The following is a 17,559-nucleotide window of genomic DNA, read 5'->3' on the forward strand; positions in this document are numbered from 1 at the left end:
AAAACAAAGCCCCCAGACTCTGGGGGCTTACAAAAAGGAGATGCTACTATGTTCTGGGAATATATAACGGATGTCAGCTTCGTCTGGATTGCTTTGGTTGGAAGCATCATTGCCCTGTTGCTCGTTTATTTGAAAGGCTCTAGCAAGAGACGTGCCCGATAGCCTTGCTGCCGATGTCCTTGCGGTAAAAGGTTCCCGGGCAGTCCAGTTTTTCAAGCTCAGCATATACTTTTTGCTGTGCTTCTTTTAATGATGACGCTTTTGAACCGACAAGCAGAACCCTGCCGCCGTTCGTGATAAATTCTCCATCTTTACTCTTCGCTGTTCCAGCATGATAGACTTCGGCCATGTTTTCAATGCCTTTTAGCACCGCGCCTTTTTCATACTCCTCTGGATAGCCATTGGCCGCAACGACCACACCAATCACGGCTTCTTCAAACCACTCAATCTCCGGCTTATTTCCTTCAAGTACTTCCAGTATGACCTGAACCAAATCCGATTTCATCCTTGGCAAAATCACCTGTGTTTCCGGATCGCCAAAACGTGCATTGAACTCAATCACTTTAGGGCCATCTTCGGTCTCAATCAGCCCGGCATACAGAATTCCGGTAAAACTGCGGCCTTCCATCTCCATCGCAATCGCTGCCGGCTGAAGGATTTGTTCCACTGCGACATCGATTGATTCCTGACGAATATGAGGCACTGGTGAATAGGCTCCCATGCCGCCGGTGTTCGGTCCCCTATCGCCGTTGAAGGCTCGCTTATGGTCCTGGGCGATTTCAAGCGGAATCACATTGCCGCCGTTAACGAATGCCATCAGCGAAAACTCTTCCCCTGTTAAAAATTGCTCCATCACCACGCTTGCAGATGCCTCGCCGAATTTGCTGTTCAGCAACATTTCCTGCAAAGCCAATTCTGCTTCCTTTACTGTCATCGCTACGACAACGCCCTTACCGGCCGCCAGTCCGTCTGCCTTGATGACAATCGGTGCTCCGACCTCGCCAAGATACTCCCGCGCTTCTCCATAATCACTGAACGTTTCGTATTTAGCTGTCGGGATGCCGTACTTCTTCATCAAGTCCTTCGCGAACGATTTGCTGCCTTCAATGTTTGCGGCAGCTTTGGATGGACCGAAAACCTTCAAGCCTTCCTCGATGAAACGATCTGCCAGTCCCTCAAGCAGAGGAACCTCAGGACCGATGATTGTCAGGCCGATTTGCTCCTCCTTTGCAAAAGAAACAAGTCCATCCAAATTCGTTTCGTTGATCTCCACTAGCTTCGCACAATCGGCTATCCCTGGATTCCCCGGTGCCGCGAACACCTCTGTCACAAGCGGACTTTCGCTGACCTTCCGGCAAATCGCATGCTCCCGGCCACCTTTGCCAACCACAAGAACCTTCATATCACGCACCCCCGTAAATTTCAGAACTGCTTATCTTCTATTCATCCATTGATATTAATGCCTGAAATGCCTGACGCCTGTGAACACCATCGCAATGCCATATTCATCCGCTTTTTTGATTGAATCAGCGTCACGGACGGATCCGCCCGGCTGGATGATCGCCGTGATTCCTGCTTTAGCCGCTGCTTCGACGGTGTCATCCATCGGGAAGAACGCGTCAGATGCTAACGCTGCTCCATCCGCTTTGGAACCAGCTTGTTCCAAGGCAATTTTAGCGGCACCGACACGGTTCATTTGGCCCGCACCGATTCCGAGTGTCATGTCTTGATCGGCCACGACAATCGCATTGGATTTAACATGCTTAACAACCTTCCAGCCAAGCTTCAACGCTTCCCACTCGGCTTCCGTCGGTTCACGTTTCGTCGGCACGGAGATTTCTGCGTCCTCGAAACCAAATCCATCCTGTTCCTGAAGTAGCAATCCGCCTTCAATTGAAGAAAGTGTGTTTTCCTTTGCAGCTTCCCCGTCAAATGAGACCTTCAGCAAACGAAGGTTTTTCTTAGCTGTTAAAATTTCCATCGCCTCGTCGCTAAAAGAAGGAGCGATGATGATCTCAAGGAAGATTTCATAAAGCTTACGCGCAGTCTCACCATCGACTTCGCGATTCAAGGCAATGATTCCGCCAAAAATCGAAACAGGATCTGCTTGGAACGCTTTTCCGAAAGCATCAAAAATATCTTTTCCAGTGCCGACTCCACATGGGTTCATGTGCTTGACCGCAACCGCTGCAGGCTCAGAGAATTCTTTTACGATCTGCAAGGCAGCGTTCGCATCATTGATATTGTTATAAGAAAGCTCTTTCCCGTGGAGCTGTTCCGCTGCCGCCACCGAAAAGGCCGAACCAAGCGGCTTCTGGTAAAAAGCGGCCTTTTGATGAGGATTTTCTCCGTAGCGCAGGTTTTGTTTCAGTTCATATGTCACCGTCATTTTTTCCGGCTGATCCTCGCCAGCAAGATTCGTCATATATTCTGCGATCAGCGCATCGTAAGCCGCTGTATGGCGGAATACCTTCGCAGCCAGGCGGCGACGTGTTTCCACAGTGGTTTCGTTCTGGGTTTTGTACTCTTCTATTACCTGTTGGTAATCCACAGGATCGACAAGCACAGTTATGTATTGATGGTTTTTTGCTGAGGCACGCAGCATCGCCGGACCGCCGATATCGATGTTTTCGATTGCATCCGCAGGCGTTACACCAGGTTTTGAAATCGTTTCTTTAAAAGGATATAAATTCACGCAGACTAGCTCGATCTTCTCGATTTCATTTTCAGCCAGTTGTGCCTGGTGGGATGGATCATCATATTTCGCAAGCAGGCCGCCATGAATTTTTGGATGCAGAGTCTTCACACGCCCCTCCAGGATTTCCGAGAAACCAGTCACATCGCTGATGCCGATGACCGGCACGCCTCCATCCTTGAGCGCCTGCTTCGTACCGCCAGTAGAGACGATCTCAAACCCAAGCTGTACAAGCTCCTTCGCTAACTCAACAATTCCTTCCTTATTTGAAACACTGATCAGTGCACGCTTTTTTCCCATTGTACTGCCTCCTCTTCTCCGTTCAACAGCTCCTCCAAAACTTCTGGATACAAGCTGTGTTCTATCCGCTGTATTTTCTTCTGAAGTGATTCTCTCGTTTCACCTGGCGCGACTTTCACAGCCGCACTGGCAATGATAGGCCCGGTATCCATCCCTTCATCGACGTAATGGATGGTCACTCCGGTTTTCTCCACTCCCGCTGCCAGCGCCTGGCCAATGGCATCCTTCCCAGGGAACGCAGGCAATATTGACGGGTGGATGTTGACGATTTTTCCTTCATAAGCCTCAAGCAATGTCGGCCCAATAAGGCGCATATAGCCGGCAAGGACAATCATATCGATTTCAAGTCCAGCAAGCTTTTGTAAAATCTCAGCCTCATAAGCTGCCTTGGAAGGATAGCTCTTCGGACTGATAACCAGTGCAGGAATCCTGAGCATTTCGGCGCGATCGACTGCAAAGGCGCCAGGCTTGTCGCATACGAGCATGCTGATTTCAACATTCAGCATGCCAGCCTGGGCCGCGACCGCGATCGCCTGAAAATTACTGCCGCTGCCTGAAGCAAAAACGGCTATTTTTTTCATACCTGTTCACCAGCCATTTTCATGTGGATTCCTTCTGAGCCAGTAACTCTGCCGATTACTGCAGCCTGCTCACCGTTTTCGTTAAAAAACGCCACAACTTCATCAGCCATTTTTGCTTCAACAGCCGCCACCATGCCAATACCCATATTAAATGTATTATACATTTCTGGACGATCAAGTTGTGCTAAAGACTCCAATGTTTTGAACACTTGAGGAATTTCCCAGCTGCCTTCCTTGATTTCAGCACCAAGTCCTTCTGGAAGCATCCTTGGGATATTTTCAATAAAACCGCCCCCCGTAATGTGGGCAAGTCCTTTAAGCTCGAACTGCTTCATCGCGGCAAGCACCGATTTTACATAAATGCGCGTCGGCTTCAGCAGCTCTTCTCCAAGCGTACAGCCGAACTCATCGACATACCGGTCAAGCTCCCAGCCTGCCTGTTCAAAAAACACCTTACGGACAAGCGAGTAGCCATTGCTGTGGATGCCGCTTGACGCAAGCCCAATCAGCACATCGCCTTCTTTGATTTGCTGGCCGGTGACGACCTCTGCTTTTTCACAGGCTCCGACCGCAAACCCAGCCAAATCATATTCTTCCGGAGAGTACATCCCCGGCATTTCGGCAGTTTCACCACCAACAAGAGCGCAGCCAGCCTGCTCACATCCATCGGCAATCCCTTGGACAATCGCCTCGATTTTTTCAGGCTGAGCCTTTCCGCAGGCGATGTAATCAAGGAAATATAAAGGCTCCGCTCCCTGGACAACAATGTCATTCACACACATCGCAACTGCATCTACGCCGATTGTATCATGGCGGTCCATCATGAACGCCAGCATCAGTTTTGTGCCGACGCCATCGGTACCTGAAACGAGCACCGGTTCCTTCAGATCAAGGCTGGAAAGATCGAACATCCCGCCGAAACCGCCAAGCGCCCCCATCACACCTGGCCTGACCGTCCGATTCACATGCTTTTTGATCCGTTCGACCGCTTCGTACCCGGCCTCAATATCCACACCAGCCTGTTTATACGCATTTGCCATGTTCACTACCTCCGATTTGGCTGTTTTTCTCGTATTCTTCTTCTCAATTCCTGATAAAACATGATTTCCATCGCGCTGCTATTGCGGAATTTCATGTTAAGTACAACATTCCAGTCAGTGCACGAAAAAGTCACCTGAATTCCGGTGATTCCTTATTAATTGCACGAACAATTGACTTAATTGCACGGTCTTTCGGGTTAATTGCACCAACCGAGACTATAATTGCACGGTCTTTCCGCATAATTGCGCGTTCATCTGCCTTAATTGCACCGTCATCCTAAATTTGGAAATCTAATCACCTTAAACAATCAGCACTTCTGCCCGGCAGGCACGGCCTGCGGATAGATTTCCGTCGGATACTTCCCGGTAAAGCAAGCAAGACATTGGCCGCGCGTCTCTCCGCCATCTTTTCGCCCAATCGCCTCCAGCATGCCCTCGACACTCAAGAACGTCAATGTGTCAGCACCAATTAACTGGCGAATCTCCTCTACCGAATGTTCAGAAGCAATCAGCTCCTCACGAGTCGAGGTATCAATTCCATAAAAGCACGGGTTCTGGATTGGCGGCGAGCTGATAACGACATGGACCTCGGTCGCACCCGCTTCCTTCAGCATTTTTACGATTCGGCGGCTTGTCGTGCCGCGCACAATCGAATCATCTACCATAATGACACGCTTGCCCTCAACGATACCGCGCACCGGCGATAGCTTCATCTTCACACCCTGCTCCCTCAAAGATTGGGATGGCTGGATGAAGGTCCGGCCGACATAACGGTTCTTGATCAAGCCCATCTCATAAGGAATGCCAGATTCCTCTGCATACCCGATTGCGGCGGAAATACTTGAATCCGGGACACCAGTCACAACATCAGCTTCGATTGGTACTTCCTTCGCCAGCTGCTTGCCGAGATTTTTACGGGCCGCATGGACGTTGATCCCGTGGATGTTGCTGTCGGGTCTTGAAAAATAAATATACTCCATCGTGCAGATTGCAGTATTTGAATTCATCGAGTACATTTCAGAATGCATTCCGTCTGCATCAATCACGAGCAATTCACCTGGCAGGATGTCCCTGACAAACTCAGCGCCGACGATATCAAATGCACAAGTTTCAGAAGCGACTACATAAGCATCGCCCAGCCTGCCCAATGAAAGCGGGCGCAGTCCGTGCGGATCTAGCGCGACCATGAATTCTGTCTCGGTCATGATCAAAAAGGCATAAGCACCCTTCAGCATCGGAAGGGCATTTTTCACGCGATCCCTCAGCTGGCTGAAGCCGCCCCGCTTGATCAAGTGTGCAAGCACCTCCGTATCAGAGCTAGTTTGAAAGATGCTGCCCTGCGCTTCAAGCTGATTCCTTAGTGCATCTGCATTCACGAGATTGCCATTATGCGCAAGGGCCAGGCCGCCGCTTTGCGATTGGAACAAAAGCGGCTGGACATTCTCGTAGCCGCCTCCTCCCGCTGTTGCATAGCGGACATGGCCAATCGCGCCGACTCCCTGGAGGTCTTCCATCGCATCTGCCGTAAAAATTTCCGTCACAAGTCCTTCGCCTTTCCTGCCCTTCAGCTGCTGGCCATCACTGACAACGATGCCAGTGCCTTCCTGGCCGCGATGCTGGAGGCTGTGAAGGCCGTAATAGGTGATTTGTGCTGCCTCAGGATGTCCCCAGATTCCAAAAACGCCGCATTCCTCATTCAAGCCTTTTAGTTCAGCAAGCATGGGATGGCTCCTTTCCAGGCCTTTTTCAGCCCCTCTGCATCATGATTGATCACGTTCTCCCCGTTTACATCAATCTTTAAAACACGTGTTTCTACGACTTTCCCGATCAGCACCGCATCTGTTAAACTCTCAAACTCGATCTGATGCTCTGGTTTTACCGATAAAATAAAGCGGGATTGCGATTCGCTGAACAAGGCAGATACAGCGTTGCCCTCTAGCTCAACAGCAGCTCCAAGCCCCTTGCTGCCAATCACGGATTCAGCGAGCGCAACTGCCAGGCCGCCCTCCGCGACATCATGGGCAGATGATACAAGACCATTTTTGATTGCTGCTAAAATCTGAGCTTGATAGCTGGCTTCCACTTCTAAATCCAGTTCAGGTGCCTTGCCGAAAATCCGGCCATGCATTAGCTTCTGCAGCTCACTGCCGCCGAACTCATCCTTCGTGTCACCAAGCAGGTAAATCAAATCGCCAGCATCTTTAAAATGCTGCGTCGTAACATGTTTTAAATTTTCAACAAGACCGACCATGCCGACAACAGGTGTCGGATATACAGCTGTTCCATTCGTTTCGTTATACAGACTCACGTTTCCGCCGATGACAGGCGTGCTCAATGTCCGGCACGCTTCACTCATGCCGTCCACCGCTTTTTCAAACTGCCAGAAAATCTCCGGCTTCTCTGGATTCCCAAAGTTCAGACAGTCCGTGATCGCCAATGGTTCGCCGCCAGAGCAGACGATATTGCGCGCCGCCTCAGCAACGGCAATCTTCCCGCCTGTCTCCGGATCAAGATAGATATAGCGCGAGTTGCAGTCCGTCGTCATCGCGAGGCCCTTCTCTGTGCCGCGAATCCGTACAACCGCTGCATCAGAACCCGGTGAGACGACCGTGCTCGTGCGGACCATATGGTCATACTGGTCATACACCCATTCTTTGCTTGCAATCGTTGGCTGCTGGAGCAGCTGTAAAAGGGTAGCTTCATAGTTTTCAATTTGAGGGATTTCATTGTCCATGTTCTGGAATTCACGGAAATAAGCTGGTTCGCTGGAAGGCTTGTAGTAGACAGGTGCCTCTTCTGCAAGGGCATCTGCCGGAACATCCGCTACCACTTCTCCTTTATGTAAAAGGCGAAGCATCTTGTCATCTGTTACTTTTCCAATCGCAACTGCTTCAAGCTCATACTTTGAAAAAAGATCGATGATTTCCTGCTCACGGCCCTTTTCAACAACAATCAGCATACGCTCTTGCGATTCAGAAAGCATCATTTCATAAGCCGTCATCCCTGTTTCACGCTGCGGCACAAGGTCAAGATCCATCTCGATTCCTGAACCCGCCTTGCTCGCCATCTCTGCAGATGAACTGGTCAAACCAGCAGCGCCCATGTCCTGGATACCGACAAGTGCATCATTTTTCACAAGCTCAAGGCAGGCTTCCAACAACAATTTTTCCATGAACGGATCTCCGACCTGTACGGCAGGACGCTTTTCTTCTGATGCCTCATTCAATTCTTCGGAGGCGAAGGTTGCACCATGGATTCCGTCACGGCCCGTCTTTGCACCAACGTACATCACCGTATTGCCGACACCATGCGCCTGTCCCTTCTTGATATCCTCATGATTGATTAATCCGACGCACATTGCATTCACAAGCGGATTGCCCTCATAAGCAGCGTCAAACTGGACTTCTCCGCCAACCGTCGGGATCCCGATGCAGTTTCCATATCCGGCAATTCCGGCAACAACCTGTTCAAACAAATATTTCACTCTCGGTGACTCAAGCTCACCAAAACGGAGGGAATTCAATAATGCGATTGGCCTTGCTCCCATCGAAAAAACATCACGGATGATGCCGCCGACACCTGTAGCGGCACCCTGGTATGGCTCGATTGCAGATGGATGGTTATGGCTTTCAATTTTAAACACGACCGCCTGGCCATCGCCAATATCCACGATTCCCGCGCCTTCGCCCGGCCCCTGTAAAACACGCTCCCCAGTGACAGGGAACTTTTTCAAAACAGGCTTCGAGTTCTTGTAGCTGCAATGCTCTGACCACATGACAGAGAACAAACCTGTCTCAGTATAGTTAGGGGTACGTCCAAGGATCTTTTCAGCAGAAGCAAACTCGCTGTCTGACAGTCCCATTTCACGATAGATTTTATCCTGTTTAATTTGCTCTGGACTTGGTTCAAGCATTAAGCGCATATGCTTCCCTCCATTGTTTGACGATTGATTTGAAAAGCTTCAACCCGTCCGCGCCGCCAAGCAGCTCATCGACTGCGCGCTCCGGATGCGGCATCATTCCGAGAACATTCCCTTGTTCATTGATGATCCCCGCGATATTCTCAAGGCTTCCGTTCGGATTTTCGCCATTGTATGTGAACACGATTTGATTATTTGTTTTTAAACGGGCAAGAGTTTCTTCATCGCAATAATAGTTGCCTTCACCGTGCGCAACCGGAATCGTGATGATCTCATCTTTTTCATAACCAGCTGAAAACATTGTTTCGTTATTCTCCACCTTCAACTCAACCTGCTTGCAGATGAACTTCAGGCTGTCATTGCGGCGCATCGCTCCAGGAAGCAAGCCAGCTTCAAGCAAGATCTGAAATCCGTTGCAGACGCCAAGCACTGGCTTTCCTGCTTCAGCCGCCTTAACGACTTCCTTCATGACATTGCTGAACTGCGCGATTGCGCCAGACCTTAAGTAATCTCCATATGAAAAACCGCCAGGCAAAAGCACCGCGTCATAGTCTTCTAGACTTTCTGCATCATGCCAGACATATTCCGCTTCTTCTCCAAACTCATCCTTTACCGCGTGGTACATGTCGATGTCACAGTTCGAACCCGGAAAAACGATCACCGCAAATTTCACTGTGCAACAACCTCCTCGACTTCATACCTGTAGTCCTCGATAACCGGATTCGCCAGCAGGCGCTCGCACATTTCCTTGACTGCTGAATCAACATCCTTCACGCTCTTATCAAGAGTCAGCTCCATATATTTCCCGATGCGAACCTCCTGGATGCCTTCATAACCATGCGTAGCCAGTGAATTTTTAACAGCCGTTCCCTGTGGATCCAAAACACTTTCCCTTAAAGTTACATACACCTTCACTTTATACATGCAATTGTCCTCCCAATCTCGTTAAAATGGTTTCGTAAGCATCTGTCAGATTCCCTAAATCACGGCGGAATACATCTTTATCAAGCTTCTGCTGTGTCTCCATGTCCCACAGGCGGCATGTATCTGGTGAAATCTCATCCGCAAGCAGGATCTTTCCGTCTGCATCTTTGCCGAACTCAAGCTTGAAATCTATTAACCTCACTCCAATCTCTGCAAAAAAACTACCCAGCACCTCATTGATCTTCAAAGCCGCTTCCTTCAGCTCAGCCACTTCATCTTTTGTCGCCAGGTCCAGCACATCGACATGCTCATCCGTAATCAGCGGATCGCCGAGCGAATCATCCTTCAGGTAAAACTCAACAATCGGACGTGGAAGCTGCTTGCCCTCCTCGACACCAAGTCGCTTAGAAAAACTGCCGGCAGCAAAGTTCCTGACAACCACCTCAAGCGGAATGATCTCGACACGCTTAACAAGCTGCTCATTCTCTGAAATTTTTTCAATAAAATGAGATGTGATCCCCGCGTCGCTGAGCTTTAAGAATAATAGACTCGTAATCTCGTTATTCAGCCTGCCCTTGCCGACAATCTCCGCCTTCTTCTCGCCATTGAAGGCCGTCGCTGAATCCTTGTATTGCACTCTTACAATCCGCTCGTCATCCGTAGCGTAAATCCGCTTCGCTTTCCCTTCATATAACAGCTCTTCCATTTTAACGCCCTCCGATTGAGATAATTGGCAATCTTCAGTATCTTACAGATAAAAGAAGGGCAAGAAACCTTGCCCGTTCATATTAAAGTCCGAGTCGTTCAAAAATCATATCCACATGCTTGATATGGTAGTTGTAATCGAAGCAGTCATCAATCTCACCTTCGCTTAAAAGTCCGGCGATTTTTTCATCGCTCTCGATGAGGCTGCGGAACTGCACTTGTTTCTCCCACGCTTCCATCGCGCGCGGCTGGACAGTATCATACGCTTCTTCACGGGACATCCCCTTGTCGATCAGTGCAAGAAGCACGCGCTGTGAGTAAATCAAGCCAAGCGTCCGGTCCATATTGCGCTTCATGTTCTCTGGGTAGACCGTCAAGTTCTTGACGATATTGCCAAAGCGGTTCAGCATATAATTCAATGCAATCGTCGCATCCGGCAGAATGATTCTCTCCGCGGATGAATGCGAGATATCGCGCTCATGCCATAATGGCACATTTTCGTAAGCAGTAGTCATATAGCCGCGGATAACCCTTGCCATACCTGTCATGTTTTCAGAGCCGATCGGGTTGCGCTTATGTGGCATCGCCGATGAACCCTTCTGGCCTTTTGCAAAAAACTCCTCTACCTCGCGAGTTTCACTCTTTTGCAGGCCGCGAATCTCAACCGAAAACTTCTCGATTGAAGTCGCAATCAACGCAAGCGTCCCCATATAAAAAGCATGACGGTCACGCTGCAAAGTCTGAGTTGAAATCGGTGCCGGCTGCAGCCCTAATTTTTCACAGACATAAGCTTCAACAAATGGATCGATATTCGCATAAGTCCCGACAGCACCGGAAATCTTGCCGAACTCAACATCACGGGAAGCGATCTTGAAGCGCTCTAGATTCCGCTTCATTTCTTCAAGCCATAGCGCAAGCTTCAAACCGAAAGTCGTCGGCTCCGCATGCACCCCATGTGTACGGCCCATCATGACTGTGTATTTATGTTCTTTTGCCTTATTCGTCAGAATCCCAACAAAGTTTTCAAGATCCTTCAGCAAAATCTCATTCGCCTGCTTTAGCACATACGATAAAGCAGTGTCCACCACATCCGTCGAAGTCAGGCCATAATGCACCCATTTGCGCTCCTCGCCAAGCGTTTCTGATACCGCTCTTGTAAAAGCAACAACATCATGGCGTGTCTCTTCCTCGATCTCCTTGATCCGCTCAATATCAAAAGAGGCATTCTCACGCAATTTCTTTACGTCTTCCTTAGGGATTTCCCCAAGCTCAGCCCATGCTTCACAAGCAAGAATCTCAACCTCAAGCCATGCCTTGAAACGATTTTCCTCCGTCCAGATTGCTCCCATTTCCGGTCTTGTATAACGATCTATCATTTCTTTTGTCCTCCGATCATTTCTGCTGCGCCTTTCCAGATTCCGCTTTTTTCAGCCTCATCAAGCGCGATTTCCACTGTGTCTCGTAAAAGGGTCACATGCCCCATCTTTCTTTTATACTTCGCTTCTTTTTTGCCATATAAGTGAATCTTCCAATCCTGCAATTCAGCGATTCTTTCCAGTAAAGGCTGCTGATGCTGCCCGAGGATATTCACCATCACAGCAGGCTTCAGCAAATTCGTGCTACCCAATGGCCACCCGCAAACAGCCCTGATATGCTGCTCGAACTGCGAAGTCTCACAAGCTTCAATACTGTAATGCCCCGAATTATGAGGCCTTGGAGCCAGTTCATTTATGTAAAGTTCATCATCGGCAGCTAAAAACATCTCAACCGCAAGCGTCCCTATTAACCCCAACGCCTCCGCAATCTGTTTCGCTGCTTCTACTGCCTTAGCCTCGGCCTCACTGCTGATTCTCGCCGGAACAATGGTCTGATGCAGGATATTTTCTTCATGGACATTCTCAGCGACCGGGAAAATCGCCGTCTCACCATTCGTACCTCGCGTAACAATCACCGAGATCTCCTTTTCAAAAGAAATCCACTTTTCCAGCACGCACGTACCCTGGCTGACCAGTGTTTCAGCCAAATCGATATCATCCTTTGACCTGATCACAAGCTGCCCTTTGCCGTCATAACCGCCACGCGCTGTTTTCAGGACAGCTGGCAGTCCCAGCTTCTCGACTCCACCCCTGACATCTTCCACTTTCGCGACCACAGCATAAGGGGCCACCCTTACACCTGCTGCCTCTATATGGCGCTTCTCTTCTATCCTGTCCTGAGTTACCCGCAGCAATTCCGTCCCCTGCGGCACATAAGCATATTTATTTAGCCATTCAAGAGCATCCGCATCAATGTTCTCAAACTCGTACGTGATCACATCGCTTTGTTCAGATAGCTGCTTTATTTTTTCAAGATCATCATAACTGCCGACAATCTGCTCGTCAGCCACCTGGCCGCACGGGCAATCCTCTGTAGGATCGAGCACGATCACCCTGAATCCCATCGCTTTAGCTGACTGCGTCATCATCTTGCCCAGCTGCCCGCCGCCAATAATCCCGATTGTGTCTCCTGGTAAAATCAATTTAGACAAGCTCATCACTGCTTTCCATCACTGACATTTTCGTTTCTTCCCTTAGCCGTTCCAATCTCTGTGCAACTTCACTGTCAAACGCTCCAAGAATCTGAGCCGCCAACAATCCGGCGTTCGTAGCACCCGCTTTCCCGATTGCGACCGTCGCAACCGGTACACCGCCAGGCATCTGAACGATTGATAAAAGTGAATCCAGGCCGTTGAGAGCTTTCGACTGAACGGGCACCCCGATGACCGGCACCGTAGTCTTGGCCGCTACCATACCCGGCAAATGCGCCGCTCCGCCAGCTCCAGCGATGATGACCTTTATTCCTTCGTCCCTGGCCTTCTCTGCAAACTGAAACATCAAATCCGGCGTTCGATGAGCCGACACGACCTTTTTTATATAAGAAACTTCCAGCTGATCAAGTATGTCACAAGCATGCTTCATCGTTTCCCAATCCGATTTGCTTCCCATTATGACTGCAACCGTCATCTATCTTACCCCCTTTGGAGTTCAAAACAAAAAACCCGGATAGACTGCTTCCTCTGAATAGAAGAGAAAGTAGTCCGTCCGGGTGCGCAAGCAAAGAAATCCATAAGTGAACGCAGATTTCTTTTCCCTTCACTTAAAAACTACTTTCCCTCATAGTCCGGCAATTTACGGTTGCCAGGTAGAGACTCATGGGCCATATCCCCATTATTATACGAGGGAAAAACTAAATTTCACTTTCGACATTTACATATTACCAACTAATTCGACTTATTGTCAATCAATAATCGAACATTAATAAAGTAACTATTTTTTATTGTTCGTGTTTTGGCGCTTTAAACGGATAACGCAATCTATGCCTCCAACGGCTTAGCCTCAAAAATGATCTGCCTGCCAGCAGGCTCATACTCGACTGCCCCGTTCTTCTGCACTTCCTTGAAGATGGGTTTCTCCATCCTCCTTACAGGCGCATAGCCATCCTTCTTCATTCTATTAAGACAATCATCGATTGATTCATTTTCACCGACTTCATACATCTGTTTCTTTTTACCCTTGCTCATGAAAACAGCTTTCCTTTCCGCACCGATTTTACCCAGAACCCGCCATGGATCGATTTTGGCTCATACGCGATGATGAATGCCTTCGGATCCAATTCTTTGATTTTCTCATACAGTTTCAATTCATATTTACGCGGCGTTAAAATTTGCATCGCCATCCGGTCACCCTCAAGTCCGTGAGCAGCCCAATCCGTCACACCGTAACCGAGCGCACGCAAAGCCTTCGGCAGATCCACATCATATTCTTTCGTAATCACATTGATTGTAATATAGCCAAGTGCCAGCTTCTCTTCGATTTTCATCCCGACAATGACACCTATTCCATAGCCGACAGCATATGCTACCAAATTCTGTATCTCATTCAAATTTTCAAGCACCAGTCCAAGCCCAACTACATAAATCACAACCTCAATCGTGCTTAGTCCAGCAGCCAGGTAACGCTGCCCCTTCAACGTCAAGATCATCCTGATCGTAAAAAAAGACACATAGACAATATTGATGATTAAGATGATGGCCACCATGACAAAACTATTCTCCAGCATTTAAACACCCTCCAGACATCTCTTCTAATAAGCCTTAATGTTCGCATTAATCCAATGTCTTGTAAAGCAACATGCAAAAATTCCTAAGGAAAAGATTCCTTATTTTAAGGTTTCCTGAACCTTAAGATTTGAAACTCTTTTCCATAAAAAATGGTGAAGGATTGACGTTCCGCTATCCTTCCTGAATAATATGGAAGAGTATACCAGAAAAAGAAAGGGGTTGTAACGATTGTTCTTTCGCCGCAAGTTTTATATAGTCAAAAACGAATTCATAGAACCATTCAATACATTGTTTAACGACATTAACTTGCCTAATCAACTGAAACACGGAGCAAGGTTAATCGGCAGATGGATGCTACCGCATGATGAGGAAACAACAGAAATTTTCGCTATTTGGGAATACGACAGCTATGAAGCATATCTTAAAATAGAGAACGATGTCAGAAGCGACATGGAACATCTTAAGCGAATTCGCAACTGGTACGAGGAACATGGTGGCAAGGAGTTTGTGCAGAAGCAATACTTCTTGGAAGCAAGAAATGAAAAGCTGGTTTCCACCATCTCCTTAAATAAAAAAACATCAAGCCAGTTGTGATATGGCTTGATGTTTAATACTTTAGATCTTAAAGGCTGTCACCGTATCCTTCAACGATTCTGCCATGGTAGACAGATTGTTTGCTGAGGCGGTTATTTCCTCCATGGAGGCTAATTGTTCCTCCGCTGAAGCAGCCACATTCTGGCTATGCAGTGATGAATCTCGGGAAATCGAGGCCATTCCATTGACTGTAGCCGATATCTCTTCAGTGCTCGCAGACATCTGTTCAGACGTTGCAGCCATCCCTTCCACTTGTCCGCCCAGATTCTCCATAGACCGAAGGATTTCCTGAAAGCTTCTTTGCGAGCCTTCAACAATTTCCAAGCCATTCAGCACTTCTTTTTTGACAGTATCCATCGAAGCATCTGATTGCTCCATATCTGTTTGGATATGCCTGATCAACTCCGAAATCTGGGATGAGGAAATCTGCGACTGTTCAGCTAATTTCCTTACCTCTGCCGCCACGACAGCAAATCCTTTCCCATGCTCTCCAGCCCTCGCTGCTTCAATGGCTGCATTAAGGGCAAGTAAATTGGTTTGATCTGCGATTTGGGTAATAGCCTCGGAAATGCTTCCAATCTGTCTCGACCTTTCATTCAGCAAGTGGATGACTTCCCCCGTTTCATTAACAGAAGCAAGAATCAGATTCATCTGGATTGTGGTCTTCTGGACAAATGCCTCACCCTGTTTGGCATGAGCACTTGCCAGTGAACTGGATTCAGCGATCAAGGAAGACGTCTCCGCAATATTACTGACTCCTTTTGCCAGCTCCTCCAATGAACGCGCACTTTCCTCTATTCCCTGTGTCTGGGAATCCGAGCCACCGGCTATTTGTTGAATGGCCTCAGTAATCTGCTCTGTAGCCCTGCTTGTCTGTTCAGCACCAGCATTCAACTCTTCCGAGGATGCTGCTACCTGTTCTGAAGTTTCCAGCACCTCTCTTAACATAGAATTTAGATTATCTTTCATTTTATTAAAACTATCAGCAAGATCACTAAGTTCATCACCACTATGATCCTCCACCTCTGCCGTAAAATCGCCCGCCCCGGCCTTTATCATCGCTTCCGATACCGCCACAAGCCTCTTTCTCAGACTACGAGTAAACCAGTAGATTCCTATCGAGGCGATGATTACAACGACAAATACCTGAATGATAAACTTGGTCATGAATGAAGATAGGATCTGTTCAATCGTCTTTTCCGAAGCCCCTACGTAGAGTATCCCAATCGCTTTACCATCCTGATCTTTTATAGGAATGTAAGCTGTTTGATAGGAATGACCAGCAACAACCGCCTCACCATAATACGGTTTCCCTTCCTTCAGGACAACGTCAGCGACCTCCTGTGAAACCTTCGTTCCCACAGCACGCTTACCCTCAAGCATGACATTCGTTGCTATGCGGGTATCCCCCTGAAAAATCGTTACCGTATCTCCTGTATCATTGCCGATTGTGTCTACGATCTCGTAATGCTCGTTAAAAAGTTGATCTCCCTTATACAGTTGACCATTTTTGATTTCCCACTCACCGGGGAATTTATTGTTGATATATCGCTCACTCAGAGCAAGGTCTCCCTTCGCCTTTTCCACCGCAAAAGACTTGATCCCCATTGTCACTTCCCTAGTCACGACAACACCGATGATCACAGAGAGCAACAGCACCGTGCCCAATACAATCAAATTGATTTTAGTCCCTAACTTCAAGCGCAGACCAGATTTTTTCATCCCCACAATTCATGCTCCCCCTTGTTGAAATAACTGCTAGATACTAACCATATCTGCTAGAGTAATATCGGAAGAGTAGATTGTATATCCATTATTTAGGGTCAGTTTTCATAAAATGGACACATTGAAGCTATTTTGATTTTTGAGGTAAAAAAAGAACAGCGAGTATCGCTGCTCTCAATAACTTTGATGAATGTTGAGGTTTTACCTGTCCTTGTTCAGACAACTTTGTATGCATTTCTTTTAATACTGTCGGAAGTCGAGCTCCTGCTTCGGACAACTTTTCGTTGTTTTTCCCTAAACCTGTCTGAAGTTGCCTCTACTTCGAACAACTTTTCGTTCTCTTCCTCCAAATCTGTCTGAAGTGGCTCCTACTTCGGACAACTTTTCGTTCTCTTCCTCCAAACCTGTCTGAAGTTGGCTCTACTTCGGACAACTTTTCCTGATTTCTCTAAACCTGTCTGAAGTGGCTATTACTTCGGACAGCTTTTCGTTCTTTTCTTATAAACTTGTCTGAAGTGGCTCCTACTTCGGACAACTTTTCCTGATTTTCCTCCAAACCTGTCTGAAGTTGCCTCTTCTTTTGACAGCTTTTCATGTTTTTCTTTCAAACCTGTCTTAAGTTGGCTCTGCTTCGGACAACTTTTCCTGATTTTCTCTCAAACCTGTCTTAAGTTACTCCTACATCGGACAACTTTTCCTGATTTTCCTCCAAACCTGTCTGAAGTTGCTTCTGCTTCGGACAACTTTTCGTTGTTTTTCCCTAAACCTGTCTGAAGTTGCTTCTGCTTCGGACAACTTTTCGTTGTTTTTCCCTAAACCTGTCTGAAGTTGCCTCTACTTCGGACAACTTTTCTGTCTTTCCATCTCATCTTGTCCGAAGTCAGCTCTTTTTCTGACAGATTCATAAGCTTTTCCACCTAATCTGTCCCGAAGCCATTCCGCAGGTAGATCAGTTGCTGTTACATCTTTAGCACCTT

Annotated in this window: 17 protein-coding genes and 1 riboswitch; of the genes, 2 read left to right on the forward strand and 15 right to left on the reverse strand. The window is 47.9% G+C overall.

Features of this window, described 5'->3' with window-relative positions; translation table 11 throughout:
* Window positions 1–48 precede the first annotated feature (48 nt).
* A complete protein-coding gene (locus tag AB5I83_RS22940) occupies window positions 49–162 on the forward strand; it encodes an EYxxD motif small membrane protein (protein WP_348633495.1) in 114 nt (37 codons plus the stop codon).
* Here the strand turns inward: AB5I83_RS22940 and purD are convergent.
* The 14 genes from purD to AB5I83_RS23010 form a co-directional block, all read right to left on the reverse strand.
* A complete protein-coding gene (gene purD / locus AB5I83_RS22945) occupies window positions 140–1,402 on the reverse strand; it encodes a phosphoribosylamine--glycine ligase (RefSeq protein ID WP_448978760.1) in 1,263 nt (420 codons plus the stop codon). The two genes, AB5I83_RS22940 and purD, sit on opposite strands and share 23 nt — an antisense overlap.
* Window positions 1,403–1,456: 54 nt before the next feature.
* A complete protein-coding gene (gene purH / locus AB5I83_RS22950; protein WP_448978762.1) occupies window positions 1,457–2,995 on the reverse strand; it encodes a bifunctional phosphoribosylaminoimidazolecarboxamide formyltransferase/IMP cyclohydrolase in 1,539 nt (512 codons plus the stop codon).
* The gene (purN, locus tag AB5I83_RS22955; protein WP_448978764.1) at window positions 2,974–3,576 is read right to left on the reverse strand and encodes a phosphoribosylglycinamide formyltransferase; all 603 of its coding nucleotides are present in this window, start codon (window positions 3,574–3,576) and stop codon (window positions 2,974–2,976) included. The genes purH and purN overlap by 22 nt, the downstream gene beginning before the upstream one ends.
* Entirely contained in the window at window positions 3,573–4,616 is a 1,044-nt protein-coding gene (purM, locus tag AB5I83_RS22960; RefSeq protein WP_448978766.1) for a phosphoribosylformylglycinamidine cyclo-ligase, read from the reverse strand. The genes purN and purM overlap by 4 nt, the downstream gene beginning before the upstream one ends.
* Before the next feature lie 308 nt (window positions 4,617–4,924).
* Window positions 4,925–6,337 (reverse strand): amidophosphoribosyltransferase, encoded by a 1,413-nt coding sequence (gene purF, locus AB5I83_RS22965; protein WP_448978768.1) that lies wholly within the window; start codon window positions 6,335–6,337, stop codon window positions 4,925–4,927.
* Window positions 6,322–8,538, reverse strand: coding sequence for a phosphoribosylformylglycinamidine synthase subunit PurL (purL, locus tag AB5I83_RS22970; RefSeq protein WP_448978770.1), 2,217 nt, complete (start codon window positions 8,536–8,538; stop codon window positions 6,322–6,324). The genes purF and purL overlap by 16 nt, the downstream gene beginning before the upstream one ends.
* Complete coding sequence (gene purQ / locus AB5I83_RS22975; protein WP_448978772.1) at window positions 8,522–9,208, reverse strand: phosphoribosylformylglycinamidine synthase subunit PurQ; 687 nt, start codon at window positions 9,206–9,208, stop codon at window positions 8,522–8,524. Before purQ ends, purL begins: the two co-directional genes overlap by 17 nt.
* On the reverse strand, window positions 9,205–9,459 hold the full coding sequence (gene purS / locus AB5I83_RS22980; RefSeq protein ID WP_448978774.1) for a phosphoribosylformylglycinamidine synthase subunit PurS: 255 nt from the start codon (window positions 9,457–9,459) through the stop codon (window positions 9,205–9,207). Before purS ends, purQ begins: the two co-directional genes overlap by 4 nt.
* The gene (gene purC / locus AB5I83_RS22985) at window positions 9,452–10,165 is read right to left on the reverse strand and encodes a phosphoribosylaminoimidazolesuccinocarboxamide synthase (RefSeq protein WP_448978776.1); all 714 of its coding nucleotides are present in this window, start codon (window positions 10,163–10,165) and stop codon (window positions 9,452–9,454) included. Before purC ends, purS begins: the two co-directional genes overlap by 8 nt.
* A gap of 82 nt (window positions 10,166–10,247) precedes the next feature.
* Window positions 10,248–11,540 (reverse strand): adenylosuccinate lyase, encoded by a 1,293-nt coding sequence (purB, locus tag AB5I83_RS22990; RefSeq protein WP_448978778.1) that lies wholly within the window; start codon window positions 11,538–11,540, stop codon window positions 10,248–10,250.
* Window positions 11,537–12,697: a 5-(carboxyamino)imidazole ribonucleotide synthase gene (gene purK / locus AB5I83_RS22995; RefSeq protein ID WP_448978780.1), complete on the reverse strand. Its 1,161-nt coding sequence runs from the start codon at window positions 12,695–12,697 to the stop codon at window positions 11,537–11,539. The genes purB and purK overlap by 4 nt, the downstream gene beginning before the upstream one ends.
* Window positions 12,684–13,166 (reverse strand): 5-(carboxyamino)imidazole ribonucleotide mutase, encoded by a 483-nt coding sequence (gene purE, locus AB5I83_RS23000; protein ID WP_448978782.1) that lies wholly within the window; start codon window positions 13,164–13,166, stop codon window positions 12,684–12,686. Before purE ends, purK begins: the two co-directional genes overlap by 14 nt.
* Window positions 13,167–13,299: 133 nt before the next feature.
* A riboswitch (purine riboswitch) is annotated at window positions 13,300–13,401 on the reverse strand.
* 115 nt (window positions 13,402–13,516) lie between these two features.
* On the reverse strand, window positions 13,517–13,723 hold the full coding sequence (locus AB5I83_RS23005; protein WP_167832437.1) for an NETI motif-containing protein: 207 nt from the start codon (window positions 13,721–13,723) through the stop codon (window positions 13,517–13,519).
* Entirely contained in the window at window positions 13,720–14,262 is a 543-nt protein-coding gene (locus tag AB5I83_RS23010; RefSeq protein ID WP_102260923.1) for a DUF2179 domain-containing protein, read from the reverse strand. Before AB5I83_RS23010 ends, AB5I83_RS23005 begins: the two co-directional genes overlap by 4 nt.
* Before the next feature lie 229 nt (window positions 14,263–14,491).
* On the opposite strand from AB5I83_RS23010, the gene AB5I83_RS23015 reads away from it, so the two are divergent.
* A complete protein-coding gene (locus AB5I83_RS23015; RefSeq protein ID WP_448978784.1) occupies window positions 14,492–14,857 on the forward strand; it encodes an NIPSNAP family protein in 366 nt (121 codons plus the stop codon).
* Between the two features lie 21 nt (window positions 14,858–14,878).
* On the opposite strand, the gene AB5I83_RS23020 is transcribed toward AB5I83_RS23015, so the two are convergent.
* The gene (locus tag AB5I83_RS23020) at window positions 14,879–16,579 is read right to left on the reverse strand and encodes a methyl-accepting chemotaxis protein (RefSeq protein WP_448978786.1); all 1,701 of its coding nucleotides are present in this window, start codon (window positions 16,577–16,579) and stop codon (window positions 14,879–14,881) included.
* Window positions 16,580–17,559: the final 980 nt, after the last annotated feature.

Source organism: Mesobacillus sp. LC4, from assembly GCF_053543455.1.